The organism is Microbacterium sp. CH-015 (genome assembly GCF_049707015.1).
Taxonomy (GTDB): Bacteria; Actinomycetota; Actinomycetes; order Actinomycetales; family Microbacteriaceae; genus Microbacterium; species Microbacterium aurum.
Genome location: NZ_JBNAFJ010000001.1, coordinates 986,881 through 1,012,226 on the forward strand (window position 1 = coordinate 986,881; position 25,346 = coordinate 1,012,226).

A 25,346-nucleotide genomic window follows, 5' to 3' on the forward strand; every position below is an offset into this window, starting at 1 on the left:
GTCGTCAGCCACCGAGGCTCCCTTCGGCCAGCCCGCCGGCGAGGACGTGCGCGTGCACGTGGAACACGGTCTGCCCGGCCCCGGCGCCGGTATTGAAGACGAGGCGGAAGTCACCGTCGGCGTGCTCGGCGGCCAGGGTGTTCGCCAAGCCGATCAGCTCGGTCAGCAGGGCGGGGTCGCCAGCGGCGAGCTCGACGACGTTTCGGTACTCCTGCGACTTCGGGATCACGAGCAGGTGCACCGGCGCCTGCGGGGCGATGTCGCGGATCGCGAAGGCGTTCTCGGTCTCGGCGATGATCTCCGCGGGGATCTCGCCCTGCAGGATGCGCGTGAAGATCGACGGTTCGCTCATACCCCGAGTCTAGCCAGCGCCCGACGCCGCAGGCCGGGGCGCTGCCCGCGCTGCGGGGCTCGCCTCACCAGCGCCCGAGGCGGGCGTTGAGGACGGCGAGGGCGGCGGGGCCGGCGGTCGAGGTGCGCAGCACGGTCGTCCCCAGGCGCGCGGCGGTGGCTCCGGCATCCGCCAGGGCCACGAGCTCTTCCGGCGCGATCCCGCCCTCGGGGCCGACGACCAGCACGAGATCGCGCGCGTCATCGGGGGCGAGGGCGACTCCCGACAGTGGGACGGATGCCGTGGGCTCCAGCACCAGCATCCGACTCGCAGCGCGTGCGGCCAGCTGCGCGGTGGAGAAGGGCGCGGAGACGACGGGCACCCAGGCGCGGTGCGCCTGCTTCGCCGCCTCGCGGACGATCGTCTGCCAGCGGGCGACGCCCTTCGCGGCCTTCGCCTGATCCCACCGCGAGACGCTGCGCGCGGCCTGCCACGGCACGATCTCGTCGACGCCGAGCTCGGTCGCCGCTTGGATCGCGAGTTCGTCGCGGTCGCCCTTGGCGAGGGCCTGCACGAGGACGAGGCGGGGTGCGGCGGCGGGATGGCTGGTCCGCGCCGTCACGGCGGCGACCACGCGCTTGGGCGCGACGTCGGTCACGACCGCCTCCAGCCACAGTCCGCGGCCGTCGCCGACGGTGACCTCCTCGCCGACCCGCACCCGCCGGACGGCGGCCGCGTGGTGCGCTTCGGCGCCGGTGATGACGATCTCCGCGCCCACCGGCGCATCGAGGGGAACGTCGTCGACGAGGAAGTGCAGCGCCATGTCAGCCCCGGAAGCGGTCGCGCAGCTTCGAGAACATGCCCTGATGGAACTGGGCGAGCCGGGGCGGCGGCGACTTCGTCTTCTTCGCGAAGTCCTCGATCAGCGCCCGCTCCTTGGCATCCAGACGCGTCGGCGTGACGACCTGCACCGCGACCCGCAGGTCGCCGCGGGTGCCACCGCGCAGCGGCGTGATGCCGCGTCCCTTGATCGTGAGCACGTCGCCCGACTGCACCCCGGGGCGCACCTCCAGCTCGACGTCGCCGTCGAGGGAGGTGATCGTGGTGTGCGCGCCGAGGATCGCGTCGGGCATCGACACGTCGAGCGTCGCGAGCAGGTCGTCGCCGTCGCGGCTGAAGGTCTCATGCGCGGCGACGGTCACCTCGAGGTACAGGTCACCGTGGGGGCCGCCCGCGGGGCCGACCTCGCCGGAGCCGGGCAGCTGCAGCCGCAGGCCGGTCTCCACGCCGCCGGGGATATCGACCGAGACCGTGCGGCGGGCGCGGACGCGTCCCTGGCCCTGGCAGCCGGCGCACGGGTACGGGATCGTGGTGCCGTAGCCCTGGCACGCCGTGCAGGGCTGCGAGGTCACGACGTTGCCGAGCAGGCTCCGCACCGTGCGCTGCACCTGCCCCGAGCCGTGGCAGATGTCGCATGTCGCCTCGCCGGTGCCCGGCTGGCAGCACGAGCCCTGGCAGGTCTCGCACAGCACGGCGGTGTCGACCTCGATGTCGCGGTGCGTGCCGAACACGACGTCGCCGAGGTCCAGGGTGACGCGCACGAGCGCGTCCTGGCCGCGCTCCCGGCGCGACCGGGGGCGTCCGGCGCGACCGCCGCCGCCGCCGAAGAACGTCTCGAAGATGTCGCCGAACCCGCCGAAGCCGCCCCCGGCGCCGCCGAACGGCGAGCCGTCGCCGCCCATGTCGTAGCGCTGGCGCTGCTCGGGGTCGCTCAGGACGTCATACGCGTGCGTCACGAGCTTGAAGCGCTCGGATGCGTCCTCGCCGGGGTTGACGTCCGGGTGGAGCTCGCGCGCGAGACGCCGGTACGCCTTCTTGATCTCCTCGGGGCTCGCATCGCGCGAGACGCCCAGGACTTCGTAGTGGTCGGCCACAATCGCCTTTCCTGCCCTTCCGGGCGCGGTGGGGTTCGTTCTGTCGGCTGCCGCTCAGCGGGACTGGTCGTCCTCGTCGAGCAGCCTGCTCAGGTAGTGCGCGACGGCGCGGACCGCCGCGAGGTTGGTGGGGTAGTCCATGCGCGTCGGACCGAGCACGCCCACCCGGGCACGGGATCCGGTCGCGTCGTAGTCGCCGGTGACGACGGATGCCTCCGCCAGCCCGAACGGCTCGTTCTCGCGACCGATGCTCGCCGCCAGGCCTTGATCGTCGGCGACCATCTCCCCCATGAGCCGGAGCAGCGTCACCTGCTCCTCGATGGCCTCCAGCAGGGGGTAGATGCTGCCGCGGAAGTCTCCCTCGCGTCGCGCGAGGGTGGCGCTGCCGGCCATCACGAGCCGGTCCTGGCGGAACTCGTCGAGCTCCTCCCCGACGATCCGCGCGACCGTGCGCACGGCCTCGTCGACGGGTCCGCCGGAGGGTTCGGATGCCGCCAGCTGCGCGATCGCCGAGGCGGCCTCCGCCACGGGCTTGCCCGTGACCAGGCGCGCCACGGCGTGCTTGATGGCCGCGGCATCCTGCTCGGTGAGCTCGGCCTGCAGGAACGCGACGCGCTGCGAGACCCGGCCCGTGTCGGTGACGACGATGACCACGACGCGCGTGCCGCCGAGGTGCACGAACTCCACGTGCGAGACGCTGGCGCGCGCGAACGAGGGGTACTGCACGATGGCGACCTGACCGGTGAGCCGGGTCAGCGCCCGGACCGTGCGCACGAGGAGGTCGTCCAGGTCCACAGGGTCGGCGAGGAACGACGAGATCGCCGAGCGCTGGGCCGTGGAGAGGGGCCGGAGCTCCGCGAGATGGTCGACGAAGACGCGGTACCCCTTGTCGGTCGGGACGCGCCCCGACGACGTGTGAGGGGCCGCGATGAGCTCCTCGTCCTCCAGCAGCGCCATGTCGTTCCGGATCGTCGCCGCCGACACGCCGAACTGATGACGCTCGACGATCGCCTTGCTGCCCACCGGCTCATGCGTGTCGACGTAGTCCTGCACGATCGCGCGGAGGACCTGAAGTCCGCGTTCCGAGACCATCAGCCCTCCTTGTTGGCACTCACGGTTGCTGAGTGCCAATCTTATCGCGCCGCCCCTGCGATGAGCCGTACGCACAATGACGTCGCATCCGATCCCGTCGTCCGCACCGCGAAAGGCGAGGTCCGCGGCACCCGCACCGGCGACATCCGCCGCTTCGCGGGCATCCCCTTCGCCCTGCCCCCGTTCGGCGACCGGCGCTTCGCGCTCCCCGAGGACGTGCCCGCGTGGGACGGCGTCCGCGATGCCACCGCGTTCGGCCCCACGGCGCCGCAAGACCCGTACTACGGCGCGCTCGGCGAGCTGCTCGGCTCCATCGATATTCCCGGCGACGACATGCTGACCGTCAACGTGTGGTCCCCCGCGACCGTCCCCGACGGCGGTCTGCCGGTGATGGTCTGGTACCACGCGGCGCGCTCGAGGTGGGCTGATCGACGCCCGTCGCCGTCTCTCGGAGGGGTCGAGTCCGCTGTCGGGCACCCCCGGCTACGCCTGTCGTGCCGCTCCCCCGGGCCGGTGCCGTCACGGCACTCACCTCCTGAGTGGGTTCCTGCCCCCGTTTCCCCCACGTTTCCCTCGGATGCCGAGTGCGCCCGTTCTCGCCGAGTGCGCCCGCTCTGGGGCGCGTGCAGGGGGCGCGCTCGGCGGGAACGGGCCCGGTCGGCGAGGTCGCGAGGCGAGGTCGCGAGGCGAGGTCGCGGGGCGAGGACCGCGGTGGTGCTCACGCGGTCAGCGCGCGCACCACGGCGTCGGCGAGCAGGCGCCCGCGACGGGTGAGCACGACACGGCCGCGCACGGCGGCGGCGCCGTCGACGAGGCCGTCGGCGATGAGGGAGGCCACCGCGTGACGCCCCTCTCCCTCGAGCTCCGACACCGCGAGGCCGTCGGAGATGCGCGAGCGCAGCAGCACATCCTCCAGGCGTCGGGCGGCGGCATCCGGTCGCTCCCGGCCGGCAGCGGGCGACTGCGCCGCGGCCAGGCGCTGGGCGTACGCGGCCGGATGCTTCACGTTCCACCACCGCAGCCCGGCGACGTGGCTGTGGGCTCCGGGACCGTACCCCCACCAGTCGGTGCCGCGCCAGTACGCCAGGTTGTGGCGGGAGCGCTGGGCCGGCGTCCGCGCCCAGTTCGACACCTCGTACCAGTCGAACCCCGCCGCGGCGAGCGTCTCATCGACGAGTTCGTACATGTCGGCCTGCAGATCGTCGTCGGGTTCGGGCACCTCTCCGCGGCGGATCTGTCGGGCGAGCTTCGTGCCCTCCTCCACGATGAGCGCGTACGCCGAGACGTGGTCGGGGGCGAGCGCGACAGCCGTCTCGACCGATGCGCGCCAGTCCTCGAGCGACTCCCCCGGTGCGCCGTAGATGAGGTCGACGCTGACGTCGAGCCCCGCGCTCCGTGCCGCGGCGACGGCGGTCGCCACTCCCGCGGGGTCGTGGGTGCGGTCGAGCGCGGCGAGGACGTGCGGCACCGCCGACTGCATGCCGATCGACATCCGGGTCACGCCGGCCGCGGCGAGTTCGGCCGCCATCGGCGCCGTGACGGTGTCGGGATTCGCCTCGACGGTGACCTCAGCATCCGGAGCGAGACCGAACGCGTCGCGCACGCCCGCCAGCATCCTGCCGAGGTCCCCCGCCGGGAGAAGCGTCGGCGTCCCGCCGCCGAAGAAGACGGTGGATGCCGGGCGCAGCGGCCCCCGGTCGGCCAGCACACGGCGCGACAGCGCCATCTCACGGATCACCTCGTCGGCGTAGGCGTCCTGACGGGCGCCGCGCAGTTCGCCGGCGGTGTAGGTGTTGAAGTCGCAGTACCCGCACCGGACGCGGCAGAACGGGACGTGAAGATACACCCCGAAGTCGCGCTGGGGGTCGATGACGAGATCGTCCGGCAGAGCGCCGTCGAGCGGCGCTGGGTCGCCGAGCGGGAGGGCGGAGCCCATCAGGACGACGTCGCGTACAGCGGCGACAGGGCGCGCAGGTACCCCTGGAACAGTTCGCGGCGGCGGCGCTTCACGAGCGGCGGCAGCAGGCGGTACAGCGGCGACACGGGGCGGTCGAACGCGCGCACCGTGAACCGCACCTCGTCGCTGTCGTCCCACGTCACGACGAAGGACTCCTCGCCGCTGACGACGGAGTCGCCGACCGTGCCGAGCCCGAAGCCGACCCGCCGCGGCTCCTCGATGGCGTAGATGACCCGCAGCTCGCCGTCGGTGCTCATCCCCTTGATCCGCCCGCGCACCCGGATCGTCGTCCCCGACGCGACGAACGGGGTCCCGTCGGCGTCGAAGCGCTGATCGGCCTCGAGGCGGCTCGCCACGAGGGGGTTGCCGTCGGCGTCGAATCCGACGCCGGAGTACATGGGGCCGGATGCCGGGCGCACATCGCTGATGTGCAGTCCCGCGCCCCGCAGCGGAGCCCACGACAGCAGCGCTTCGGCGGAGCTGTCGAACCGGGCCTGGCCGCTGCCGATGCGCCACGACGACTCGGCCGGGATGCTCCGCTCGGGCGGGTAGCCCATGAGGTCGTGCGCCTGCGTGGCGCCCACGGCGGCATAGTCGACCGTGCCCTCTTGGAAGTTCGCGCGGCGCATGGCCACCAGCCTACCCAGCCGCTCCGGTCGCGGGCGGCGATCGGGATGCTGTCGGCGGGCCATGTGAGAATCCGAGGATGCCGGAGTGGACCCTCGATCAGCCGCCTGTCGTCGCCGTTCGCGTGGTCGACGATCCGGACCGCCCGGCCGGCTGGCCGCGCACCGTGCCGGCGGTCGCTCAGCTGCTGGCGGGCGGCATCGATCTCGCGCCCGGCGTGACCTTCCTCGTGGGCGAGAACGGTTCGGGCAAGTCGACGGTGCTCGAGGGAGTCGCCCTCGCGTACGGGTTCTCCCCCGAGGGCGGCTCGAATCAGGCGCGGCACTCGACACGGCCGAGCGAGTCGCCGCTGTCGGACTGGCTGGAGATCCAGCGCGGCGTCGGCGCGAGCAGGTGGGGGTTCTTCCTCCGCGCCGAGACGATGCACGCGTTCTACACCTACCTCGAGGACAACCCGTCGAGCGGGCCGGAACCCGTGTTCCACGAGATGAGTCACGGGGAGTCGTTTCTGGCGATCCTCGACACACGATTCGACCGGCCGGGTTTCTACTGCCTCGACGAACCGGAGGCGGCGCTGTCGTTCTCCTCGACGCTGGCGCTTATGGCGACCCTCCAGCGCATCGCCCTGCACGGCGGCCAGGTGCTCTGCGCGACGCACTCGCCCATCCTGGCGTCCCTCCCGGGTGCACGCGTGCTCGAACTGGGCGAGTGGGGCATGCGCGAGACGCGGTGGGAAGACCTCGAGCTCGTCCACCACTGGCGCGCCTACCTGGATTCGCCGCGCCGGTACCTGCGGCACCTGCTCGAGTGACCGGCGGCGGTCGCTACTTCTTGGTCTCGACGTCGCCGGACAGGGCGGCGATGAACGCCTCCTGCGGGACTTCGACGCGACCCACCATCTTCATGCGCTTCTTGCCCTCTTTCTGCTTCTCGAGGAGCTTGCGCTTGCGGGTGATGTCACCGCCGTAGCACTTGGCGAGCACGTCCTTGCGGATCGCGCGGATGTTCTCGCGCGCGATGATGCGCGCGCCGATGGCGGCCTGAATGGGCACCTCGAACTGCTGGCGCGGGATGAGCTTGCGCAGCCGCTCGGTCATCATCGTGCCGTAGGCGTACGCCTTCTCGCGATGGACGATCGAGCTGAAAGCGTCGACCTTCTCGCCCTGCAGGAGGATGTCGACCTTCACGAGGTCGGCCGTCTGCGACCCGGCGGGCTCGTAGTCCAGGCTCGCGTATCCCTGCGTCTTGGACTTCAGCTGATCGAAGAAGTCGAAGACGATCTCGCCGAGGGGCATGTTGTAGCGCAGCTCGACGCGGTCCTCGCTGAGGTAATCCATGCCCAGGAGGGTCCCGCGGCGCTGCTGGCACAGCTCCATCACAGTGCCGACGTAGTCCTTCGGCAGGAGGATGCCGACCTTGACGACCGGCTCGGCGACCTCCGCGACCCGTCCGTCGGGGTATTCGCTGGGGTTGGTGACGGTGACCGACTCGCCGGTGTCGGTGGTGACCTCGTAGGTCACGCTCGGGGCCGTGGTGATGAGGTCGAGGCCGAACTCGCGGGAGAGGCGCTCCGTGATGATCTCGAGGTGCAGCAGTCCCAGGAACCCGCAGCGGAAGCCGAAGCCGAGGGCGACCGAGGTCTCTGGCTCGTACTGCAGCGAGGCATCGGAGAGCTTCAGCTTGTCGAGGGCCTCGCGCAGGTCGGCGTAGTCGCTGCCGTCGATCGGGTAGATGCCGCTGAACACCATGGGCTTGGGGTCGGTGTAGCCGGGAAGCGGGTCGGATGCCGGCTTGCGATGGTTCGTGATCGTGTCGCCGACCTTGGACTGGCGCACGTCCTTCACGCCCGTGATGAGGTAGCCCACCTCCCCCACGCCGAGGCCTCGGGTGGGGACCGGCTCCGGACTGGAGACCCCGATCTCGAGGAGGTCGTGCTGCGCCCTCGTCGACATCATCTGGATGCGCTCGCGCGGCTCGAGCTTGCCGTCGACCATGCGGACATAGGTCACGACACCGCGGTAGGAGTCGTAGACCGAGTCGAAGATCATCGCGCGGGCGGGTGCGCTCGCGTCGCCGGTCGGGGCGGGGATCTGTGCGACGATGCGGTCGAGGAGTTCCTCCACGCCCATGCCCGTCTTGCCCGACACCCGCAGCACGTCCTCGGGCGAGCCGCCGATGAGGTTCGCGAGTTCCGCCGCGTACTTCTCCGGGTCGGCGGCGGGCAGGTCGATCTTGTTGAGCACCGGGATGATCTGCAGGTCGTTCTCGAGCGCCAGGTACAGGTTCGCGAGCGTCTGCGCCTCGATGCCCTGCGCGGCGTCGACGAGGAGGATCGCCCCCTCGCACGCGGCGAGTGAGCGCGAAACCTCGTAGGTGAAGTCGACGTGGCCGGGCGTGTCGATCATGTTGAGCGCGTACACCTGGTCGGGTGCCGAGCCGGTCGAGACCGCCCACGGCATCCGCACGGCCTGGCTCTTGATCGTGATGCCGCGCTCGCGCTCGATGTCCATACGGTCGAGGTATTGCGCGCGCATGTCGCGGTCGGCGACCACGCCGGTGATCTGCAGCATGCGGTCGGCGAGGGTCGATTTGCCGTGGTCGATGTGGGCGATGATGCAGAAGTTGCGGATCAGCTCTGGAGGGGTCGCAGACGGCTCGAGAGGCTTCAGGGCGCGCGGGGACATGTCCCGGGAAGTCTACCGGGGACCGGACCATAGCCGAGCCGACCGGGACACGCCAGAGAACCGGTCGATGAGAAAGAGTTAACCGATCTGCCTCTTGTCGAACGGTGCCGGTGCGAAGAATGCTCAATGCGGCGGCTCCTTTCTGCGCACCCCCACAGCGCAGTCCTCTCGGCCGCCGACGCACCGCGCCTCGAAGATCCGATGGACCTTGCACGATGACTGGAGTGAAGACCGTGACGCACGCCGCACCCTCCCCCCGCCCTCCGGCCGGCCGATCCCCGCGTGCGCGCGGTGCTTTCGCCCTCGCCACGGCCTTCGCCACCGCCGCCGCCGGGTTGGTCGTGGCGCCGGCCGCGCAGGCGGCCGTCTCGGTCGACGCGCCGATCGTGATCTCCGAGGTGTACGGCGGCGGAGGCAACGCCGGCGGTGCGTTCAACCGCGACTTCATCGAGCTCGCCAACGTCTCCGGCGCCGACGTCGACCTCTCGGCCTACAGCGTCCAGTACGCGTCGGCGACGGGTTCGTCGTGGCAGGTCACCGCCCTGACCGGCGTGCTCCCCGCCGGTGAGCAGCTGCTGATCGGCGAGGCGACGGGCGCCGACGCCTCGCTGCCCGGCTTCGTCGCGGATGTCGAAGGCGCCATCGCGCTGTCCGGCTCGCAGGGCAAGGTCGCCCTGGTGTCGACGCAGACGGCGCTGAGCGGCGCCACAGGCATCGCGACCCTCGACCAGGTCGTCGACCTCGTCGGCTGGGGCGGCGCCACCCATTTCGCCGGCACCGCGCCCGCGCCGGCCACCTCCAACGGGACGAGCGTGTCGCGCTCGGCGACTTTCGCCAACACCGGCGACAACGCCGCCGACTTCACCGCCGGCCCGCCGACGCCCACCGGCCTGGGCGGCACCGACCCGACCGACCCGACCGACCCGACCGACCCGACGGACCCCACCGAGCCCGGCACGCCCGACACCGTGTCGATCGCCGAGATCCAGGGCTCGGGCGACGCGTCGCCGCTGGCCGGACGGACGGTGACGACGGAGGGTGTCGTGACCGCCCACTACCCCACCGGCGGGTTCGACGGGTACGTCATCCAGACCGCCGGCACCGGCGGGGCCCTCGACCTGGCCGCCCACACGGCATCCGACGCCGTCTTCGTCTATGCACCCGGCGCCGTCGGCGAGGTGAGCCCCGGCGACACCGTCCGGGTCACCGGCGTCGTCTCGGAGTGGAACGGGTTGACCGAGCTGACTGTCGCCGCCGGCGGTGCCGTGCGCATCGACGCGCAGCCGGCGCCGGTCCCGGCATCCGTCACCTGGCCCGCCGACGCCGCGCAGCGCGAGAGCCTGGAGTCGATGCTCGTCGCGCCGCAGGGTGCGTTCACGGTGTCGAACACGTACGCGACCAACCAGTACGGCGAGGTGGGCCTGGCATCCGGCGCGACTCCGCTCCGCCAGCCGACCGATGCCGCGCGCCCCGGTTCGGCGGAGGCCGCGGCGATCGCGGCCGACAACGCCGCCCGTGCCGTCACCCTCGACGACGGATCGAGCACGAACTACCTCAGCGCGGCCGGCAGCGCCCTCACCCCGGCCTACGTCTCCCTCACCGAACCGGTCGTCGTGGGTGCTCAGGTCTCGTTCACCTCCCCGCTGATCGTCGACTGGCGCAACTCCACCTGGAAGCTGAACCCCACCGCCCCGCTCGTGGGCGACGGCACCGGCACCGACGAGGTCGTCTTCGCCAACCCGCGCACGTCCGCCCCGGCGGCCGTCGGGGGCGACCTGAAGGTCGCGTCGTTCAACGTCCTGAACTACTTCACGACCCTCGGCGCCGGCTCGCCCGGGTGCGTCGCCTACACCGACCGCCTCGGCGACGGCGTCACGGTCCGCGAAGGCTGCGACCAGCGGGGCGCCTGGGACGCCGACGATCTGCAGCGCCAGCAGGCGAAGATCGTGAAGGCCATCGACGCGCTGGATGCCGACGTCGTCGGCCTCATGGAGATCGAGAACTCCGCCGCTCTCGGCGAGACCGCCGATGAGGCGACGGCGACGCTCGTGGATGCGCTCAACGCCGCCGCGGACGCGCCGGTATGGGCGTACGTGCCGTCGTCGGACGAGCTGCCCCCGGCATCCGAGCAGGACGTCATCACCAACGCCATCATCTACCGCACCGCCGCGGTGCAGCGCGTCGGGGACTCCCGGGCGCTCGGCGACCAGAGCGGTGCCGGCGAGGCGTTCGTCAACGCCCGCGAGCCCATCGCACAGGTCTTCGAGCCGGCTGCCGGCGGGGCGCCGTTCCTGTTCGTCGTCAACCACTTCAAGTCGAAGGGATCGGCCGGCCCGTGGCCCGGCGACGCCGACACCGGCGACGGTCAGGGCGCCTCGAACGAGTCGCGCGTGCGCCAGGCGCAGGCCCTGCGTGACTGGGTGACGCAGATCCGCGGCGATGTGGACGCGGTGGCGCTGGTCGGCGACTTCAACTCCTACACGCAGGAGGACCCGCTGCAGGTGCTCTACGACGCCGGCTACGCCGACGCCGCGACCGCGTTCGGCGTGGACACCGCCTCCTACAGCTTCCAGGGGCTGTCGGGCTCGCTCGACCACGTGCTGCTGAACGAGGCGGCGACCGCCCGCGCGACCGGCGCCGACATCTGGAACATCAACTCGGGCGAGTCTGTCGCGTTGGAGTACAGCCGGTTCCGCTCGCACGCGACCGAGTTCTACGCCGACGACGTGTACCGCTCGAGCGACCACGACCCGGTCGTGGTCGGGCTCGCTGCCGACGCCGCACCGATCGAACTCACGCTGCTGGACATCAACGACTTCCACGGTCGCATCGACGCCAACACCGTCGCGTTCGCGGGAACCGTCGAGGAGCAGCGCGCCGCGGCATCCGGTCCCGTGCTGTTCCTGTCGGCCGGTGACAACATCGGCGCGTCGCTGTTCGCCTCGTCGGTCGCGAAGGATCAGCCGACGATCGACGTGCTGAACGCGCTCGGCCTGCAGGCGTCCGCCGTCGGCAACCACGAGTTCGACCGGGGCTTCGCCGATCTGGCGGGCCGTGTCAGCGAGGCCTCGGACTATCCGCAGCTGGGCGCGAACGTGTATCTGAAGGGCACGCAGACGCCGGCCCTCGACGAATACGCGCTTCTGGAAGCGGGTGGACTCACCGTGGGTGTCATCGGCGCCGTCACAGAGGAGACGCCCTCGCTGGTGTCGCCGGCGGGCATCGCCGACATCGAGTTCGGCGACCCGGTCGCCGCCGTCAACCGCGTCGCGGCGCAGCTGAGCGATGGCGACGAGTCCAACGTCGAGGCCGACGTGCTCGTCGCGCTGTACCACGAGGGCGCCGGGGCCGGAACGCCCGACGGCGCCACCCTGGAGCAGGAGCTCGCCGCCGGGGGCGCCTTCGCCGCCCTCGTCAACGACACCTCGGCGGACGTCGACGCCATCTTCACCGGCCACACCCACAAGGAGTACGCCTGGTCCGCGGCCGTCCCCGGCGCCGACCGCACCCGCCCCGTCGTACAGACGGGCTCGTACGGGGCCAACATCGGCAAGATCGTCCTGACGATCGACCCCGACAGCGGCGAGGTCGCAGCACACACCGAGCAGAACGTCCCCCGCACGAAGACGGCCCCCGCGACGCTCGTGGCGACCTACCCGCGGGTCGCCCAGGTGAAGACGATCGTCGACGCCGCCCTCGCCGCAGCCGCCGAGATCGGCAACACCGCGGTGGGCGAGGTCTCGGGCGACATCACGACCGCCTTCGCCGGCGGATCGTTCCAGAACGGGGTGTGGACCGGCGGAACCCGGGATGACCGGGCGAGCGAGTCGACACTCGGCAACGCCGTGGCCACCATGCTGCGCGACTCGCTGAGCGCCCTGCCGAACGGCGCCGACATCGGCGTCACCAACCCCGGCGGTCTGCGGTCGGACCTGTGGGACACCCAGGCCGAGTTCGGGTCGACGGCGGTGCCCGGCCTCGCCGACGGGACGATCTCGTTCTCGCAGGCGAACGCGGTGCTGCCGTTCAACAACACGCTCGGGCTCATCACGCTCACCGGCGCGCAGTTCCGGACCATGCTCGAACAGCAGTGGCAGCGCAACCCCGACGGCACGGTGCCGTCGCGCCCGTACCTGCAGCTCGGCCTGTCGGACAACGTGTCCTACACGTACGACGCGACCCGTCCCGAGGGCGAGCGCATCACGTCGGTCACGATCGACGGCGCGCCGCTCGAGGAGGAGGCCGCCTACCGCATCGGGACGTTCTCGTTCCTCGCCAGCGGCGGCGACAACTTCCGCGCCTTCACCCAGGGCACCGACTACGTCGACACCGGCCTGCTGGACTACGAGGCCTGGGTCGACTACATCGCCGACGGCTCCCCGCTCGCGCCGGACTTCGCCAAGCACGCGGTGCAGGTCACGGGCGTGCCGGAGACGGTGACGGCCGGGGATGCCGTGGCGTTCCGCGTGAGCGGCCTCGACCTGACGAGCCGCGGCGCACCGCAGAACACGGCGCTGCGGGCGAGTCTGAACGGCGTCGACCTCGGTGAGACGGCCGTCGTGGACGGCGCGGCCGACGTCACCGTCACCCTCCCCGCGGACCTGGCCTCCGGCGAGGTCGTGCTGACGCTCACAGCGCCGGTCTCGGGTACGGTCGTGCACGTCCCGCTGACAGTGGAGGCGGCGGTGCAGCCGGTCGCGACGACGACACGGCTGGCGGCGCTGCTGCCGGTGCACCTGAACGGCCTCCTGCCGACGACGCTCATCGCGACCGTCCGGCAGGAGGACGGCGCCCGCGCCGAGGGCGTCGTCGTGTTCCGCGAGGGTGAGAAGGTCGTCGCGACGGTCGAGGTCAAGGGCGGTGTCGCGACGCACCGACTCGGCCGGCTGAGCCGCGGCGTGCACGCCTACACCGCCTCGTTCGAACCGGCCGACCCGGCGGTCGCCGCCCCGTCGACCAGCGACACGGCACGCGTGTGGGTGCTCTTCTGACGCACTGACGCGGCGAGGGTGGTGCGAGGGTCATCCCCCGCACCGCCCTCGCGTCACAGGTCAGCGTCTGCATAGGCTGAGGCGATGACGACGACGGTGGTGATGGTGCACGGCATCCGCACGTCCGCCACCATGTGGCGCGCGCAGCGCGAGCACCTCGCCGCGCGGGGTGTCCCGGCCGTCGCCGTCGACCTCCCCGGCCACGGCACCCGCATGGCGGAGACCTTCACCCTCGACGGCGCGTTCGCGACGATCGACGACGCCGTGCGCCGCGCCGCCGAGCGCGGGCGAGTGCTCCTGGCCGGGCACTCGATGGGCGGACTGCTGTCGATCGAGTACGTCGGCGGCGAGGAGCGGCCGCCCGTGGACGGCTTCATCGCGGCATCCTGCACCGCGATCCCGCGGGGCCTCGGGCTGCGCACCTACCGCACGCTCGCGCTCGGGTTCGATCGCCTGCCGGGCCGCGGCGCGCGGATCTCGGAGTGGGTGCTCGACCGCACCCTCCCCGCAGAGACGCGGGCCGACTTCGGCGCCGGCGGTTACGCCTACGACGCGCAGGATGTGGCGCTCCGGTCGCTGTCGGTGCTCGACCTGCTCGCGGCGCTGCGCCGCATCGAGGTGCCGACCTGGTTCGTCAACGGCCAGTACGACCAGTTGCGCCTGAACGAGCGCCTGTTCGCATCGCTCGTGCCGCACTCCGAACTCATCGTCGTGCCGCGCACGTCCCACCTGGTCACGGCGATGCGGCCGCGTGTGTTCAATGCTGTGCTGGATCTGGCGCTGGCGACACTCGAGGCCGCACCGCCAGCGTCATGACGCCACCCAGGATCGACAGCACCCCGCCGACGGCGAACAGCAGCCAGAACCCGCCGACGAACGCCACCAGTCCTGCGCCGATGAGGGGTCCCAGCAGCTGACCGAGGCTCGCCGAGACGTTGACGAAACCGAGATCGCGGGCGTTGTCCTCGGCGAACGGCAGCACGTCGGTGCCGAGGGCGAGGCCCACGGACATGTACGCGCCGTAGCCGACACCGAGGAGGGCGGCCGCGACCATGGTCGTCTCGAACGAGGGCAGCGCCGCGATCAGCAGTGACGCGATCCCCTGCACGACGGCCGCCGCCACCGTGAGGCCGACGCGTCGGCCGGTGCGGTCGGAGATGCGGCCGGCGATGACGGATGCCGCGACCACGAACACCGTGTACACGACGATCAGCAGCAGGAGCTCGTCCTCCGCGCCGGCCGGGTCGCGGTGCAGGCCGTACAGCAGGAAGAACAGCAGGAGCCCGGTCCCCAGCGCGTTGCCGATGTTGACGACGAGCCGCCCCCACAGCAGCCAGGCGAAGTCGCGGTCGCGGAAGGCGGCGAAGCGCTCGGCGAGCGAGACGCGCGTGCGGGCCGTGGCGGCGGATGCCGGTGCCGGCGGGTCGGGCAGGATGAACGCCGCCGCGACCGCGACGACCAGGAGGAACCCGGCGAGAGCGAGGTAGCCGGCCACGACACCCAGTTCGAGCAGGACGATGACGCCGACGCCGGCAACGATGCCGACCGCCTGGGACGACGAGACGGCGGCAGAAGCGGCGCCGCGCTGGTCGGTGAGCTGATCGGCGATGAGCGCCGTGAATGCCGCGGAGGCGACCGCCATGCCGACCGAGACGGCGACCCACGCCAGGCCCACTCCCCACGGGCCGCTCGCGAACGCGATCGCGACGAGGCCGCCCGCACCCAGCACCGCCCCGCCGATCGCCCAGGGCCGGCGGCGGCCGAACGCGCCGCGGGTGCGGTCGCTCATGCCGCCGGCGAGAGGCCCGGCGATGACGCCGGCGAGGCCGCCGGCGGCGAGGACCAGACCGGAGGAGACCACGCCGGAGATCCATCCGTCGGCGGTGTCGGGCGTGTTCAGCTGCAGCGGGATCAGCAGCTGCAGGGGCGTCAGCTGCGCCGTCCACAGCGCGAGCCAGGCGAGCGTGAAGACGGTGAACCATCTCGCGCCGGCCCGCCGCGGTGTCACGGCCACGGGGGCAGGCTGAGGCGCGGCGGATCCGTTCACGACGGGCGACTCCTTCGTCGGGATGTGCCGGTCGGGTGCCGGCGATCCGATCATGCCTCACGTTGCCGCGCCGCAGGCGGATTGCGGGGCGCGCCGCGCGGACCTGGTAGACTCGGTGTTTGGCTTGCGTGTGGGTCCCACCCCGCACGCCGCCGGAGGCGCCCCTCTACCGCTGCTCCGGTACATCCAACGAAAACTCCGAACGAAAGAGCCGTCGAACGTGGCCAACATCAAGTCACAGATCAAGCGCAACAAGACCAACGAGAAGGCGCGCGAGCGCAACAAGGCCGTCAAGAGCGAGCTGAAGACCGAGGTGCGTCGCACCCGCGAGGCCATCGCCGCCGGCGACAAGGCCGCAGCCGAGAAGGCTCTCGCGACCGCGACCCGCAAGCTCGACAAGGCCGTGAGCAAGGGCGTCATCCACGAGAACCAGGCCGCGAACCGCAAGTCGGCGATCGCGAAGCAGGTCGCCGCTCTCTGAGCCACGGCATCCTCTCGACGAGCCCGTCCCCCGCTGGGGGCGGGCTCGTTCGCGTCGCGGCGGGTGCGCGGCGGGTGCGCGGCGCGGTCTTCGTCCGTCGCGAATTGCGGGTTGGGGCCAGTGTGGACGCGATGTGCGTCGGCTGAAGGCGGAGGCGAAAAGGCGGCGGACGCGGCGAGCGGCGGGGCGACGCGGCGTCAGGCGCCGTACGGCGCGCGGGTCGCGATGACCGTCACGAGACGCTCGACCGCGAAGACGGGGTCACGCGACGCGCCCTTGACCTCGGCATCCGCCCGCGCGGCGGCCTGAATGGCCATGCCGAGCGACGTCTCGTTCCACCCGGTCAGATCGCGCCGTGCGCGATCGACCTGCCAGTCCTTCATCCCGAGCCGCGCCGCCAGTGACGCCGACGACTCGCGGATGCCGGCCACGCGCGCCATCGTCCGCAGCTTCGAGGCGATCGCCGCGACGAGCGGCACCGGGTCCGCGCCGCTGGCGAGGGCGTGGCGCAGCGCGACGAGCGCGTCGCCGTAGCGCCCCGCGATCGCCGTGTCGGCGACCGTGAACGCGCTCGTCTCCACACGACCGCCGTAATAGCGCTCCACGACCTGCTCGGAGATGTCGCCCGGCACGTCGCCGATGAGTTGCTGGCACGCCGCGGCGAGCTCGGTGAGGTCGTCCGCGAACGCGCCGACCAGAGCGCGCAGCGCCACGGGGGCGATCTTCTTCTGCGCGGCCTGGAACTCTCCGGCAGCGAAGTCGAACCGGTCGGAGTCGCGCTTGACCGCCGGGCACGCGATCTCCACGCCGCCGCCGGTTCCCGAGCGGATCGCGTCGAGCAGCTTCTTGCCCCGCACGCTCGCGCCGGTGTGACGCAGCACGACCGTCGCGCCCTCCTGCGGATTCTCGAGGTAGGACAGCGCCTCGGTGAGGAAGGCGTCGGAGCACTTCTCCACTCCCCCGACGCGCACCAGGCGCGGCTCGCCGAACAGCGACGGCGAGGTGAGGGTGAGCAGGCTCCCCGACGTGTAGTCGTCGGCGCGGAGGTCGGAGACCTCCAGGCTCGCGTCCTCCGCGCGCAGGAAGTCGCGGATGCCGGCGATCGCCCGCTCGGCGCAGACGTCCTCCGGGCCCGAGACGAGCACGATGGGCGCCGGCTGCGGTGCGCGCCAGGAGATCTGCGGGATGGCCGACGCGCTGCGTGCGCCCGCACCGCGGGCGGCGGGGCGACGAGCGGCGGGTGGCATGCAGCCAGCCTACCCACCGGGTGCGACAGCGGCCGGTGCCCGCTCCCGCCAGAAGTGGATGCCGGCGGCATCCGCCCAGACGACGACAAGACCGTCCTGGTCGGTGCGAACCGTGCGCACACCGAGCGCGGCGAGGAGGTCGAGGGTCTCCTGCCGGGGGTGGCCGTAGTCGTTCTCCCCCACCGAAATCAACGCGAGCGCGGGCGCGAGCCGCTCGTAGAGCCGCGGGTCCTGATCGGCGCTGCCGTGGTGGGCGACCTTGACGACCGCGTACCCGGAGCGCAGCGCCGCCCCACCCGCCATCGCCTGCTGCCCCGCGGCCGACAGGTCGCCGAGGTAGATCCCGCTCGGCAGACCGCCGCCGATGACCTCGACGACGACGCTCGCGTCGTTGCCGGGCGGCGTGTCCGCGCGCGGCCACAGCACGCGCCAGTGGGCGGTGCCGATCGTTCCGCTCATGCCGCGGACGGCGGCGGTGACCCGCGCCCCGCCGTCGGCGAGCTCGCGCAGTCCCTGTTCGTCCTCCGCGCCGTCGACGGGGCCGTGCAGCACGGCGTCGGTGCGACCGAGCACGGCGTGCACCCCGCCGCGATGGTCCAGGTCGAAGTGAGTGAGGACGAGCAGGTCGATCCGCTCGACCCCCAGCTGCCGCAGACAGTGCGCGAGCGGCTCGGGGTCGGGACCGGTGTCGATCAGCAGCACCGCATCGCCCGAGCGCACGAGAACGGCGTCGCCCTGGCCCACGTCGCACGCGGCGATGGCCCACTCCGACGGGACGGCGGCGCGGGCGACGGCGTCGGCGACCGGACCCGTGGCGAGTGCGGTCGTCACGGATGCTGCGAGCACCAGGACCGCGGTCACCCGTGCCCACCGGCGGGCACCGACGATGAGCACCGCGACGGCGGCGCCGACGACGCCGAGGGCGATGAGCCCCACCCCACCCTGCGGCCAGGCGAGGGTGGCGCCGGGCAGCCGGGCGATCTCGCTCGCGGTGGCGGCGATCCACGCGGCCGGCAGCCACGCGAGGGCCGCCAGCCCCGATCCCAGGTACGGGATGCCGGCGCTCAGGCAGGCCGCGAGTCCGATCACCGTCCCGAGTGGCGCGGCGGGCGCCGCGAGGATGTTCGCGAGCACGCCCAGCACCGACACGGTCGGAGTGATCAGCACGATCAACGGTCCGCACGCGAGCTGTGCCGCCAGCGGCACCGAGATGAGCAGGGCGAGCGGTGCCGGCATCCATCGGCTGAGTCCTTCGGCGAGCGGGCCGGCGAGCACGAGCAGCGCCCCGGTGGCCGCGACCGAGAGGGCGAACCCGAGCGAGCCGGCCAGCCACGGGTCGGCGATCAGCAGGATCGCGACCGACGCGGTCAGCAGCGAGAGACCGGCGCCGGCGCGGCCGAGCAGCAGCCCGAGCATCGCGATCGCCGCCATCGCCGCGGCGCGCACGACGCTCGGCTCCGGCGAGACCAGCACGACGAACGCGATCAGTGCGCCGAGGCCCGCCGCCACGCGGATGCCGCGACGCAGACCGCACAGGGCGGCGAGGGCGTAGGCGATTCCGACGACGAGCGCGCAGTTCGCCCCGCTGACGGCGGTGAGGTGGGACAGCGACGATGCCTTCATCTCGGCATCCAGTTCCGGAGTGACGGCGCCGGTGTCGCCCACGGCCAGTCCCGCGATGAGCCCGCCGCCGGGCGGCGGCAGATCGGCCGTCAGCGCGACGAGACCGCGACGCAACGCCGCCGCGGCGCCCAGGACGCCCGTGGGTGGCGCGAGCAGTTCCGGGACGGCGGTCGCGTCTACGACGAGCACCTCACGGGAGCCGGCGTCGGGTTGCCAGGCCGTCGCGTTCAGCCGCAGCCGGGCGCCGAGATCCAGTCCGACGGGGACCTCGGCGGTGCGGATGACGAGGGGAACCGGCTGTGTGAAGCGCGTGTCGCCCACCCGCAGCTCGTCCAGCCGGGCGTCGAAGCGCCAGCCGGTCGCGCTGCGTTCGATCTTGCCGACGGCCGTCGCCTCGATGGTCAGCGCGCGGCCGCCGGCGGTGGGCAGGTCGGCGGCGGCGGTGCGTGCGGGCTCCGCCGCCGCGACGTGCGTACAGACCCCGGCCGCGCACGCCAGCACGACGGCGGCGATGCCCGGCGCGACGCCCGGTGCCAGCCGCATTCCCATCCCGGGGCGCCCCCGCGCCGCCACAATGGCCACCGCCACGGCCAGCACCGCCGCCATCCACAACACCAGCGCGACGGCCCCCGCCTGCGCAGGTTGGGCCGTCGCCCACGCCGCGGCGATCCACGCCGCGGCGGCGACCGGAACGAGGCGCGCGTCGCGGCGCCGCGCCCGTCTGCCGCTCACCGCCACGGCCTCACACCGTCACCAGGTCACGGAGCCCCGCGAGCATCTTCTCGCCGATCCCCGGCACCGACATCAGGTCTTCGACGCTCGTGAACCGGCCATTGCTCTCGCGCCAGTCGATGATCCGTTGGGCGATCGCCGGCCCCACCCGCGGCAGGGTGTCGAGGGCGGCGACGTCGGCGGTGTTGAGGTTCACGCGGCCGTCGCCGGCGTCGACCGCGACGCCCGTCGGGGTCTCGCCGATCGCCGGCACCTGCAGCTGCTCGCCGTCGCTGAGCGGTCGGGCGAGGTTGATCGCGTTCTCGTCGGCCTCCGGCGTGAGTCCGCCGGCGGCGGCGACGACGTCGACGACGCGGGCGCCCTCGTCGAGGCGGTACAGTCCCGGGTTCGCGACGGCGCCGAACACGTGCACGTAGACCGTCGGCAGCTGCGCCTCATCGACGGCGATGGTGTCGACGTCGGGCCGCGCCGCGGCATCCCCCGCCCCACGGATCATGCCGATGACGACGGATGCCGCGGCGATCGCCACCACGAGCACGACGACCGCGCCCACGCCCAGGCGGCGACGGGGCGCGCGGGCAGGACGGGTCGCGGTGGGAGAGCTCACCCCGACACCCTGGCAGGGCAGCGCGCGCCCGCGGGTCCCGAGGAGCCGATCGGTGGACGGATCGCGCGATCGGTCACCTGGGGAGGAGGCGATGGACCGTGCCGGCCACGCCCTCCCCAGGCGCCGGCCGGGTCAGGCGGTGGTGAAGCTCACGACCTTCGGCGCTCGCACGACCGCGCGGGTGATCTCACGACCGGCGAGCGAGCGGAGGACCTTCTCGTCCGTGCGCGCCAGGGCCTCGAGCTCGTCGGCGGAGACGCGCGCCGGCACCGTGAGGGTGCCGCGGACCTTGCCGTCGATCTGCACGACCGCGGTCACCGTCTCTTCGACCAGCAGGGTCGGATCGGGCTGACGCCACGGCACGACACCGACGAACGGCTCGTAGCCGAGCGCCTCCCACATCTCCTCCGCCGTGTGCGGGGCGAACAGGTCGAGGATCATCGCGATCGCCTCGGCCGCTTCCCGCACCGCCGGGTCGGCGGGCCCGGGGGCGCCGTCGATCGCCTTGCGCGTGGCGTTGACCAGCTCCATCAGGCGCGCGACGACCACGTTGAACTTCGTCTGCTCGATGAGCGAGGGTGCGTCGGCCCAGAGCCGGTGCGTGACGCGGCGGAGGCTCTCGTCGCCGTCGGCCCACTTCACCTCGGGAGCGCTGGTCACGTCGTGCGCGACGCGCCAAGCCCGGGCGAGGAACTTCTGTGCGCCGGTGGTCGACACGTCCTCCCAGTTGATGTCGTCCTCGACGGGGCCGGCGAACGCGATCGCGACGCGGACCGCGTCGGCTCCGGGGTCGACCATGCTCGAGGCGAACTCGACGAGGTTGCCCTTGCTCTTGGACATCTTCGACCCGCCGAGCAGCACCATGCCCTGGTTGACGAGGCTGGAGAACGGCTCGGTGAACTCCACCAGGCCCATGTCGAAGAGGACCTTGGTGATGAAGCGCGCGTACAGCAGGTGCAGGATCGCGTGCTCGACGCCGCCGATGTACGAGTCGACGGGCGCCCACCGGTCGGCCTCCGCCGGCGAGAACGGCTGGGTCGCGTCGTTCGGGTCGAGGAAACGCAGGTAGTACCAGGAGCTGTCGACGAACGTGTCCATCGTGTCGGCGTCGCGCAGCGCCGCCTCGCCGGTGTCGGGGTCGACGGTCTGCATCCACTCGGTGGCCGCGCCCAGCGGAGATGTGCCCTTGGGGGCGAGGTCCAGGCCCCGCGCGTCGGGCAGGGTCAGCGGCAGCTGGTCCTCCGGCACGGGCACGACCCGGCCGTCGGCGGTGTGGATCATGGGGATCGGCGTCCCCCAGAAGCGCTGCCGGGAGATGAGCCAGTCGCGCAGGCGGTACGACTTCGCCGCGCGGCCGGTGCCGGCGGTCTGCAGCTGCTCGATGATGCGGGCGATCGCGTTGCGCTTGCTCAGTCCGTCGAGCGGGCCGGAGTTGATCATGCGCCCCTCGCCGGTGAGTGCGACACCCGTGCGCGCGGGGTCGAGTTCGTCGAGGGATGCTGTGTCGGCACCCGGATCGATCGGGACGCCGTCGTCATCCAGCTCGATGACGGGGATCGCCCCCGTGACCGGTGCGGTCGTGTCCACGACGACCTTCACGGGCAGGTCGAAGGCGCGGGCGAAGTCGAGGTCGCGCTGGTCGTGGGCGGGCACCGCCATGACCGCGCCGTGACCGTAGTCGGCCAGCACGTAGTCGGCCGCCCAGATCGGCAGCCGGTCACCGGTCACGGGGTTAATCGCGTAGCGGCCGAGGAAGACACCGGTCTTGGGCCGGTCGGTGCTCTGGCGCTCGATGTCGGTCTGCTTCTGGACGTCGTCGAGGTAGGCCTGGAAGCGCATACGCACGTCGGCATCCGCACCGGCGACGAGTTCGGCGGCCAGGTCGCTGTCGGGGGCGACCACGAAGAACGTCGCGCCGTAGAGCGTGTCGGGGCGCGTTGAGAACACCGTGATCTTCTCGTCGCGGCCCTCGATCTCGAAGTCGATGTCGGCGCCGACCGAGCGGCCGATCCAGTTGCGCTGCATCCGGATGACCTTCTGCGGCCAGAAGCCCTCGAGCTGGTTGAGGTCATCGAGCAGCCGGTCGGCGTAGTCGGTGATCTTGAAGTACCACTGCGTGAGCTTCTTCTTCACGACTTCCGCGCCGCACCGCTCGCAGTGGCCGTCGACGACCTGCTCGTTGGCGAGCACCGTCTGGTCGTTGGGGCACCAGTTGACCGGGCTCTCCTTGCGGTACGCCAGTCCGCGCCCGTAGAGGCGCAGGAACAGCCACTGGTTCCAGCGGCTGTACTCCGGGTCGCTGGTGTGCAGGACGCGGCTCCAGTCGTACGACGACCCGAACTCGCGGAAGCTCTTCTTGTGCTGGTCGATGTTGCGGTAGGTCCACTCCCGCGGATCGCTGCCGGCGCCGCCCTTGATCGCGGCGTTCTCGGCGGGCAGCCCGAAGCTGTCCCACCCGATCGGGTTCAGCACGTTGTAGCCGCGGTGGCGCCAGAAGCGCGCCACGACGTCGACGTAGGCGTAGTTCTCGGCGTGCCCCATGTGCAGGTCGCCCGACGGGTACGGGAACATCCCGAGCACGTACTTGCGCGGGCGCGTGTCTTCCTCGCCGCCGGCGCGGAACGGATCGGCGTCGCGCCAGCGCTCCTGCCACTTCTGCTGGATCGCGTACGGGTCGTACGCGTCGGTCGCGCTGGTTTCTGCCGTCGTGGGGGTCGTGGACACAGGTCACCTATTCGTGGAGTTCGGGAACGCGCGAACGCGTCTTTCCAGGTTACCGGACCGCCCCACCACCGTCGGCGGCGCGGGCCGGCCCGGCATAGGTGTCACGATCCGTCGGCCGGGTGCCGACATAGCGGCAGAAGTGGCCACATCTGCGCAAGATGGCGGCTGTCAGTTCAGGGCGTCAGCGAGGCGGGCGCCCAGGCGTCCGGCAGCGCTGCGCCGAGCGCGGCCAGCGGGCCGCGGGCCTTCACCGCGACTTCGGTGACTTCGTCGTCGGGGTCGGACAGCCACGTGATGCCGCCTCCGGCACCGACGTACGCACCGCCGGGATGGGTGACGATCGACCGGATCGTCATCGCGAGGTCGGCGCGCCCGTCGTCGCCGACCCAGCCGAAGCACCCCGCATAGATGCCGCGGGGCGCTTGCTCGAGCCCGTGCAACAGCGTCATCGCCGACAACTTCGGGGCGCCCGTCATGCTGCCGGCGGGAAACGCCGCCTGCAGCAGGTCGGCGAAAGTCGTGCCCGGCCGCAATCGCCCCGCGACGGTGCTGACGAGCTGGTGCACCGCCGAGAACGACTCCACCTCCAGCAGCCGCTCCGCGGCGACGGTGCCGGGCAGGCACACCCGCTGCAGGTCGTTGCGCATGAGGTCGACGATCATGACGTTCTCGGCCTGCTCCTTCACGCTCCCCCGCAGTTCCTGCGCCAGTGCGGCGTCGGATGCCGGGGTGGCGCCCCGCGGCCGGGTGCCCTTGATGGGGCGTGTGCGCACGATGCCGTCCGCCACCTCGAGGAACCGCTCCGGGCTCGCGCTGAGCAGCGCGTGCTCCCCGATCCGGATGAACGCGCCGTGATGGGCGGGCAGCTCCGCGCGCAGCCGCAGGTAGGTGTCGGCCGGATCGACGGGGGCGGGCACGGTGAACCGTGTCGTCAGACACAGCTGATAGGCGTCGCCGGCGCGGATGGCGTCACGGCATCGCGCGATGAGGCCGCGGTACTGAGCGGGAGTGTGGCGGGCGGATGCCGCCGCCCGCTCGCCGGCGCCGGCAGCAACGCCCGCAGGGGCCCCGCCCGTAGCGCCGGCGGTCCGCGCGGCGGTGGTCGCGGCATCCCGCCATGCGGCTGCTTCGGCGACGGCATCGTCGATGTCGGTCTCGGTCGCGATCACCCACCCCGAGCGCGCGGCGTGGTCGAACGCGACGACGCGCTCCACCCGCAGCCACGCCTCCTGCGGGCCGTCATCGGGGTCAGCCGTCGCCGGCGCGCTGGCCTCCGCTGCGCCGGCGTCGTAACCGAGCCAGCCGACGTGACCACCGCGGAACGGACCTCCCACAGCGGCCGCGCCCGCCGCCCCCGCCGCGAGCGCGATCCCCCGCGGAGTGCCCTCACCGGGGCATCCGGTCCCGATCCAGCTCCAGCCCGAATCTGCCTCCGGGCCGGCGTCGAGCCAGAACGCGTGCGGCAGCCGCGCCGGACCCGTGGCGAACAGCACGGCAGGATCCGTCCACGGCAGCGGGACGGCGACGGAGCGGGGCGGCACTCCCTCAGGCTAGACCGCGCACCTAGGCTGGGAGCGTGAACGAGTTCCTGTCATGGCTGCTCGATGCCGTGCAGAGCGTGGACCCCGTGCTGCGCACCGTGCTCGCGGGAGTCGCCATCCTTCTCGAGACGAGCGTGCTGATCGGCTTGGTCGTCCCCGGCGAGACCGTCGTGATCGTCGCTGCCACGGCGGTGGGCTCGGTTCCCGAGGCGCTGATCCTCATCCTCGTGGTGATCGTCGGCGCCCTCATCGGTGAGAGCATCGGGTTCTGGCTCGGCCGGTGGTTGGGTCCCCGCATCCGGTTCTCGAAGCTCGGCGCTCGCATCGGTGAGCACAACTGGGTGCGGGCGGAGCTGTATCTGCGCCGGCGCGGCGGGCCGGCCATCTTCCTGTCGCGGTTCCTCCCCGTGCTGCACTCGCTCGTCCCGCTCACGGTCGGCATGAGCGGCTTCGCCTACCGTCGCTTCCTGGCGTGGACGGCTCCCGCCTGCACCGTGTGGGCCATCGCGTACGTCAGCGTCGCGGCCGCTGCCGCCGGCACGTATCGGGAGCTCGCCGACCGGCTGCATTTCGCGGGGTACCTCTTCGTCGCGGTCATCGTGGTGTTCCTCGTGCTGGCGTACGTCGCCAAGCGCATCATCGTGGCGCGTGAGGCCCGTCACATGAGGGCGGATGCCGGGGAGCACACCGCAACCGGTGAGCATTCCCAGGACGGCATGGGAGACTGA

The 25,346-nt window shown here is 72.2% G+C and carries 19 protein-coding genes; 6 read left to right on the forward strand and 13 right to left on the reverse strand.

Going from position 1 to position 25,346, the window contains the following annotated elements; genetic code table 11:
* Window positions 1-4: 4 nt before the first annotated feature.
* The 4 genes from ACPYN4_RS04620 to hrcA form a co-directional block, all read right to left on the reverse strand.
* Window positions 5-352, reverse strand: a complete 348-nt coding sequence (locus ACPYN4_RS04620; protein ID WP_076690750.1) for an HIT domain-containing protein — start codon at window positions 350-352, stop codon at window positions 5-7.
* A 64-nt stretch (window positions 353-416) separates the two neighbouring features.
* Complete coding sequence (locus tag ACPYN4_RS04625; RefSeq protein WP_424445718.1) at window positions 417-1,154, reverse strand: 16S rRNA (uracil(1498)-N(3))-methyltransferase; 738 nt, start codon at window positions 1,152-1,154, stop codon at window positions 417-419.
* Window position 1,155: 1 nt separating this feature from the next.
* Window positions 1,156-2,265, reverse strand: a complete 1,110-nt coding sequence (gene dnaJ, locus ACPYN4_RS04630; RefSeq protein ID WP_281653346.1) for a molecular chaperone DnaJ — start codon at window positions 2,263-2,265, stop codon at window positions 1,156-1,158.
* 54 nt (window positions 2,266-2,319) lie between these two features.
* A complete protein-coding gene (hrcA, locus tag ACPYN4_RS04635) occupies window positions 2,320-3,357 on the reverse strand; it encodes a heat-inducible transcriptional repressor HrcA (RefSeq protein ID WP_076690747.1) in 1,038 nt (345 codons plus the stop codon).
* A 60-nt stretch (window positions 3,358-3,417) separates the two neighbouring features.
* Between hrcA and ACPYN4_RS04640 the strand changes: the two genes are divergently transcribed.
* Window positions 3,418-4,131 carry a carboxylesterase family protein gene (locus ACPYN4_RS04640; RefSeq protein ID WP_424445719.1) on the forward strand — a complete coding sequence of 238 codons (714 nt, stop codon included), beginning with the start codon at window positions 3,418-3,420 and terminating at the stop codon, window positions 4,129-4,131.
* Here ACPYN4_RS04640 and hemW read toward each other — a convergent pair.
* Both hemW and ACPYN4_RS04650 read right to left on the reverse strand, forming a co-directional pair.
* Complete coding sequence (gene hemW, locus ACPYN4_RS04645) at window positions 4,076-5,293, reverse strand: radical SAM family heme chaperone HemW (protein WP_424445720.1); 1,218 nt, start codon at window positions 5,291-5,293, stop codon at window positions 4,076-4,078. The genes ACPYN4_RS04640 and hemW overlap by 56 nt on opposite strands.
* Window positions 5,293-5,943, reverse strand: a complete 651-nt coding sequence (locus tag ACPYN4_RS04650) for a DUF1990 family protein (protein ID WP_424445721.1) — start codon at window positions 5,941-5,943, stop codon at window positions 5,293-5,295. The genes hemW and ACPYN4_RS04650 overlap by 1 nt, the downstream gene beginning before the upstream one ends.
* 77 nt (window positions 5,944-6,020) lie before the next feature.
* Here ACPYN4_RS04650 and ACPYN4_RS04655 point away from each other — a divergent pair, with 77 nt between their 5' ends.
* Window positions 6,021-6,752, forward strand: a complete 732-nt coding sequence (locus ACPYN4_RS04655; RefSeq protein WP_424445722.1) for an AAA family ATPase — start codon at window positions 6,021-6,023, stop codon at window positions 6,750-6,752.
* A gap of 13 nt (window positions 6,753-6,765) precedes the next feature.
* Here the strand turns inward: ACPYN4_RS04655 and lepA are convergent, their stop codons facing one another.
* On the reverse strand, window positions 6,766-8,625 hold the full coding sequence (lepA, locus tag ACPYN4_RS04660) for a translation elongation factor 4 (protein WP_315552289.1): 1,860 nt from the start codon (window positions 8,623-8,625) through the stop codon (window positions 6,766-6,768).
* 233 nt (window positions 8,626-8,858) lie between these two features.
* Here lepA and ACPYN4_RS04665 point away from each other — a divergent pair, with 233 nt between their 5' ends.
* Together ACPYN4_RS04665 and ACPYN4_RS04670 are read left to right on the forward strand one after the other, a co-directional pair.
* Entirely contained in the window at window positions 8,859-13,616 is a 4,758-nt protein-coding gene (locus ACPYN4_RS04665) for an ExeM/NucH family extracellular endonuclease (RefSeq protein ID WP_424445751.1), read from the forward strand.
* An 84-nt stretch (window positions 13,617-13,700) separates the two neighbouring features.
* Entirely contained in the window at window positions 13,701-14,432 is a 732-nt protein-coding gene (locus ACPYN4_RS04670) for an alpha/beta fold hydrolase (protein ID WP_424445723.1), read from the forward strand.
* On the opposite strand, the gene ACPYN4_RS04675 is transcribed toward ACPYN4_RS04670, so the two are convergent.
* Entirely contained in the window at window positions 14,374-15,630 is a 1,257-nt protein-coding gene (locus ACPYN4_RS04675; RefSeq protein WP_424445725.1) for an MFS transporter, read from the reverse strand. The two genes, ACPYN4_RS04670 and ACPYN4_RS04675, sit on opposite strands and share 59 nt — an antisense overlap.
* A 253-nt stretch (window positions 15,631-15,883) precedes the next feature.
* Here ACPYN4_RS04675 and rpsT point away from each other — a divergent pair, with 253 nt between their 5' ends.
* Window positions 15,884-16,144 carry a 30S ribosomal protein S20 gene (gene rpsT / locus ACPYN4_RS04680; protein ID WP_281653353.1) on the forward strand — a complete coding sequence of 87 codons (261 nt, stop codon included), beginning with the start codon at window positions 15,884-15,886 and terminating at the stop codon, window positions 16,142-16,144.
* Between the two features lie 197 nt (window positions 16,145-16,341).
* On the opposite strand, the gene holA is transcribed toward rpsT, so the two are convergent.
* The 5 genes from holA to pabB form a co-directional block, all read right to left on the reverse strand.
* A complete protein-coding gene (gene holA, locus ACPYN4_RS04685; RefSeq protein ID WP_424445726.1) occupies window positions 16,342-17,391 on the reverse strand; it encodes a DNA polymerase III subunit delta in 1,050 nt (349 codons plus the stop codon).
* A gap of 9 nt (window positions 17,392-17,400) precedes the next feature.
* The gene (locus ACPYN4_RS04690; protein ID WP_424445727.1) at window positions 17,401-19,746 is read right to left on the reverse strand and encodes a ComEC/Rec2 family competence protein; all 2,346 of its coding nucleotides are present in this window, start codon (window positions 19,744-19,746) and stop codon (window positions 17,401-17,403) included.
* Window positions 19,747-19,756: 10 nt separating this feature from the next.
* On the reverse strand, window positions 19,757-20,353 hold the full coding sequence (locus ACPYN4_RS04695) for a ComEA family DNA-binding protein (protein ID WP_424445728.1): 597 nt from the start codon (window positions 20,351-20,353) through the stop codon (window positions 19,757-19,759).
* 132 nt (window positions 20,354-20,485) lie between these two features.
* On the reverse strand, window positions 20,486-23,077 hold the full coding sequence (gene leuS / locus ACPYN4_RS04700; RefSeq protein WP_424445729.1) for a leucine--tRNA ligase: 2,592 nt from the start codon (window positions 23,075-23,077) through the stop codon (window positions 20,486-20,488).
* Window positions 23,078-23,250: 173 nt separating this feature from the next.
* On the reverse strand, window positions 23,251-24,618 hold the full coding sequence (pabB, locus tag ACPYN4_RS04705; protein WP_424445730.1) for an aminodeoxychorismate synthase component I: 1,368 nt from the start codon (window positions 24,616-24,618) through the stop codon (window positions 23,251-23,253).
* 35 nt (window positions 24,619-24,653) lie between these two features.
* On the opposite strand from pabB, the gene ACPYN4_RS04710 reads away from it, so the two are divergent.
* The gene (locus ACPYN4_RS04710) at window positions 24,654-25,346 is read left to right on the forward strand and encodes a DedA family protein (protein ID WP_424445731.1); all 693 of its coding nucleotides are present in this window, start codon (window positions 24,654-24,656) and stop codon (window positions 25,344-25,346) included.

What these genes read in the sequence shown, in the direction of transcription:
- ACPYN4_RS04670 (WP_424445723.1), top strand. Translation starts at nt 13,701, where the DNA reads ATGACGACGACGGTGGTGATGGTGCACGGCATCCGCACGTCCGCCACC.
- lepA (WP_315552289.1), bottom strand. Translation starts at nt 8,625, where the DNA reads ATGTCCCCGCGCGCCCTGAAGCCTCTCGAGCCGTCTGCGACCCCTCCA.
- ACPYN4_RS04655 (WP_424445722.1), top strand. Translation starts at nt 6,021, where the DNA reads ATGCCGGAGTGGACCCTCGATCAGCCGCCTGTCGTCGCCGTTCGCGTG.
- hrcA (WP_076690747.1), bottom strand. Translation starts at nt 3,357, where the DNA reads ATGGTCTCGGAACGCGGACTTCAGGTCCTCCGCGCGATCGTGCAGGAC.
- ACPYN4_RS04620 (WP_076690750.1), bottom strand. Translation starts at nt 352, where the DNA reads ATGAGCGAACCGTCGATCTTCACGCGCATCCTGCAGGGCGAGATCCCC.
- holA (WP_424445726.1), bottom strand. Translation starts at nt 17,391, where the DNA reads ATGCCACCCGCCGCTCGTCGCCCCGCCGCCCGCGGTGCGGGCGCACGC.
- ACPYN4_RS04650 (WP_424445721.1), bottom strand. Translation starts at nt 5,943, where the DNA reads ATGCGCCGCGCGAACTTCCAAGAGGGCACGGTCGACTATGCCGCCGTG.
- ACPYN4_RS04625 (WP_424445718.1), bottom strand. Translation starts at nt 1,154, where the DNA reads ATGGCGCTGCACTTCCTCGTCGACGACGTTCCCCTCGATGCGCCGGTG.
- ACPYN4_RS04640 (WP_424445719.1), top strand. Translation starts at nt 3,418, where the DNA reads ATGAGCCGTACGCACAATGACGTCGCATCCGATCCCGTCGTCCGCACC.
- hemW (WP_424445720.1), bottom strand. Translation starts at nt 5,293, where the DNA reads ATGGGCTCCGCCCTCCCGCTCGGCGACCCAGCGCCGCTCGACGGCGCT.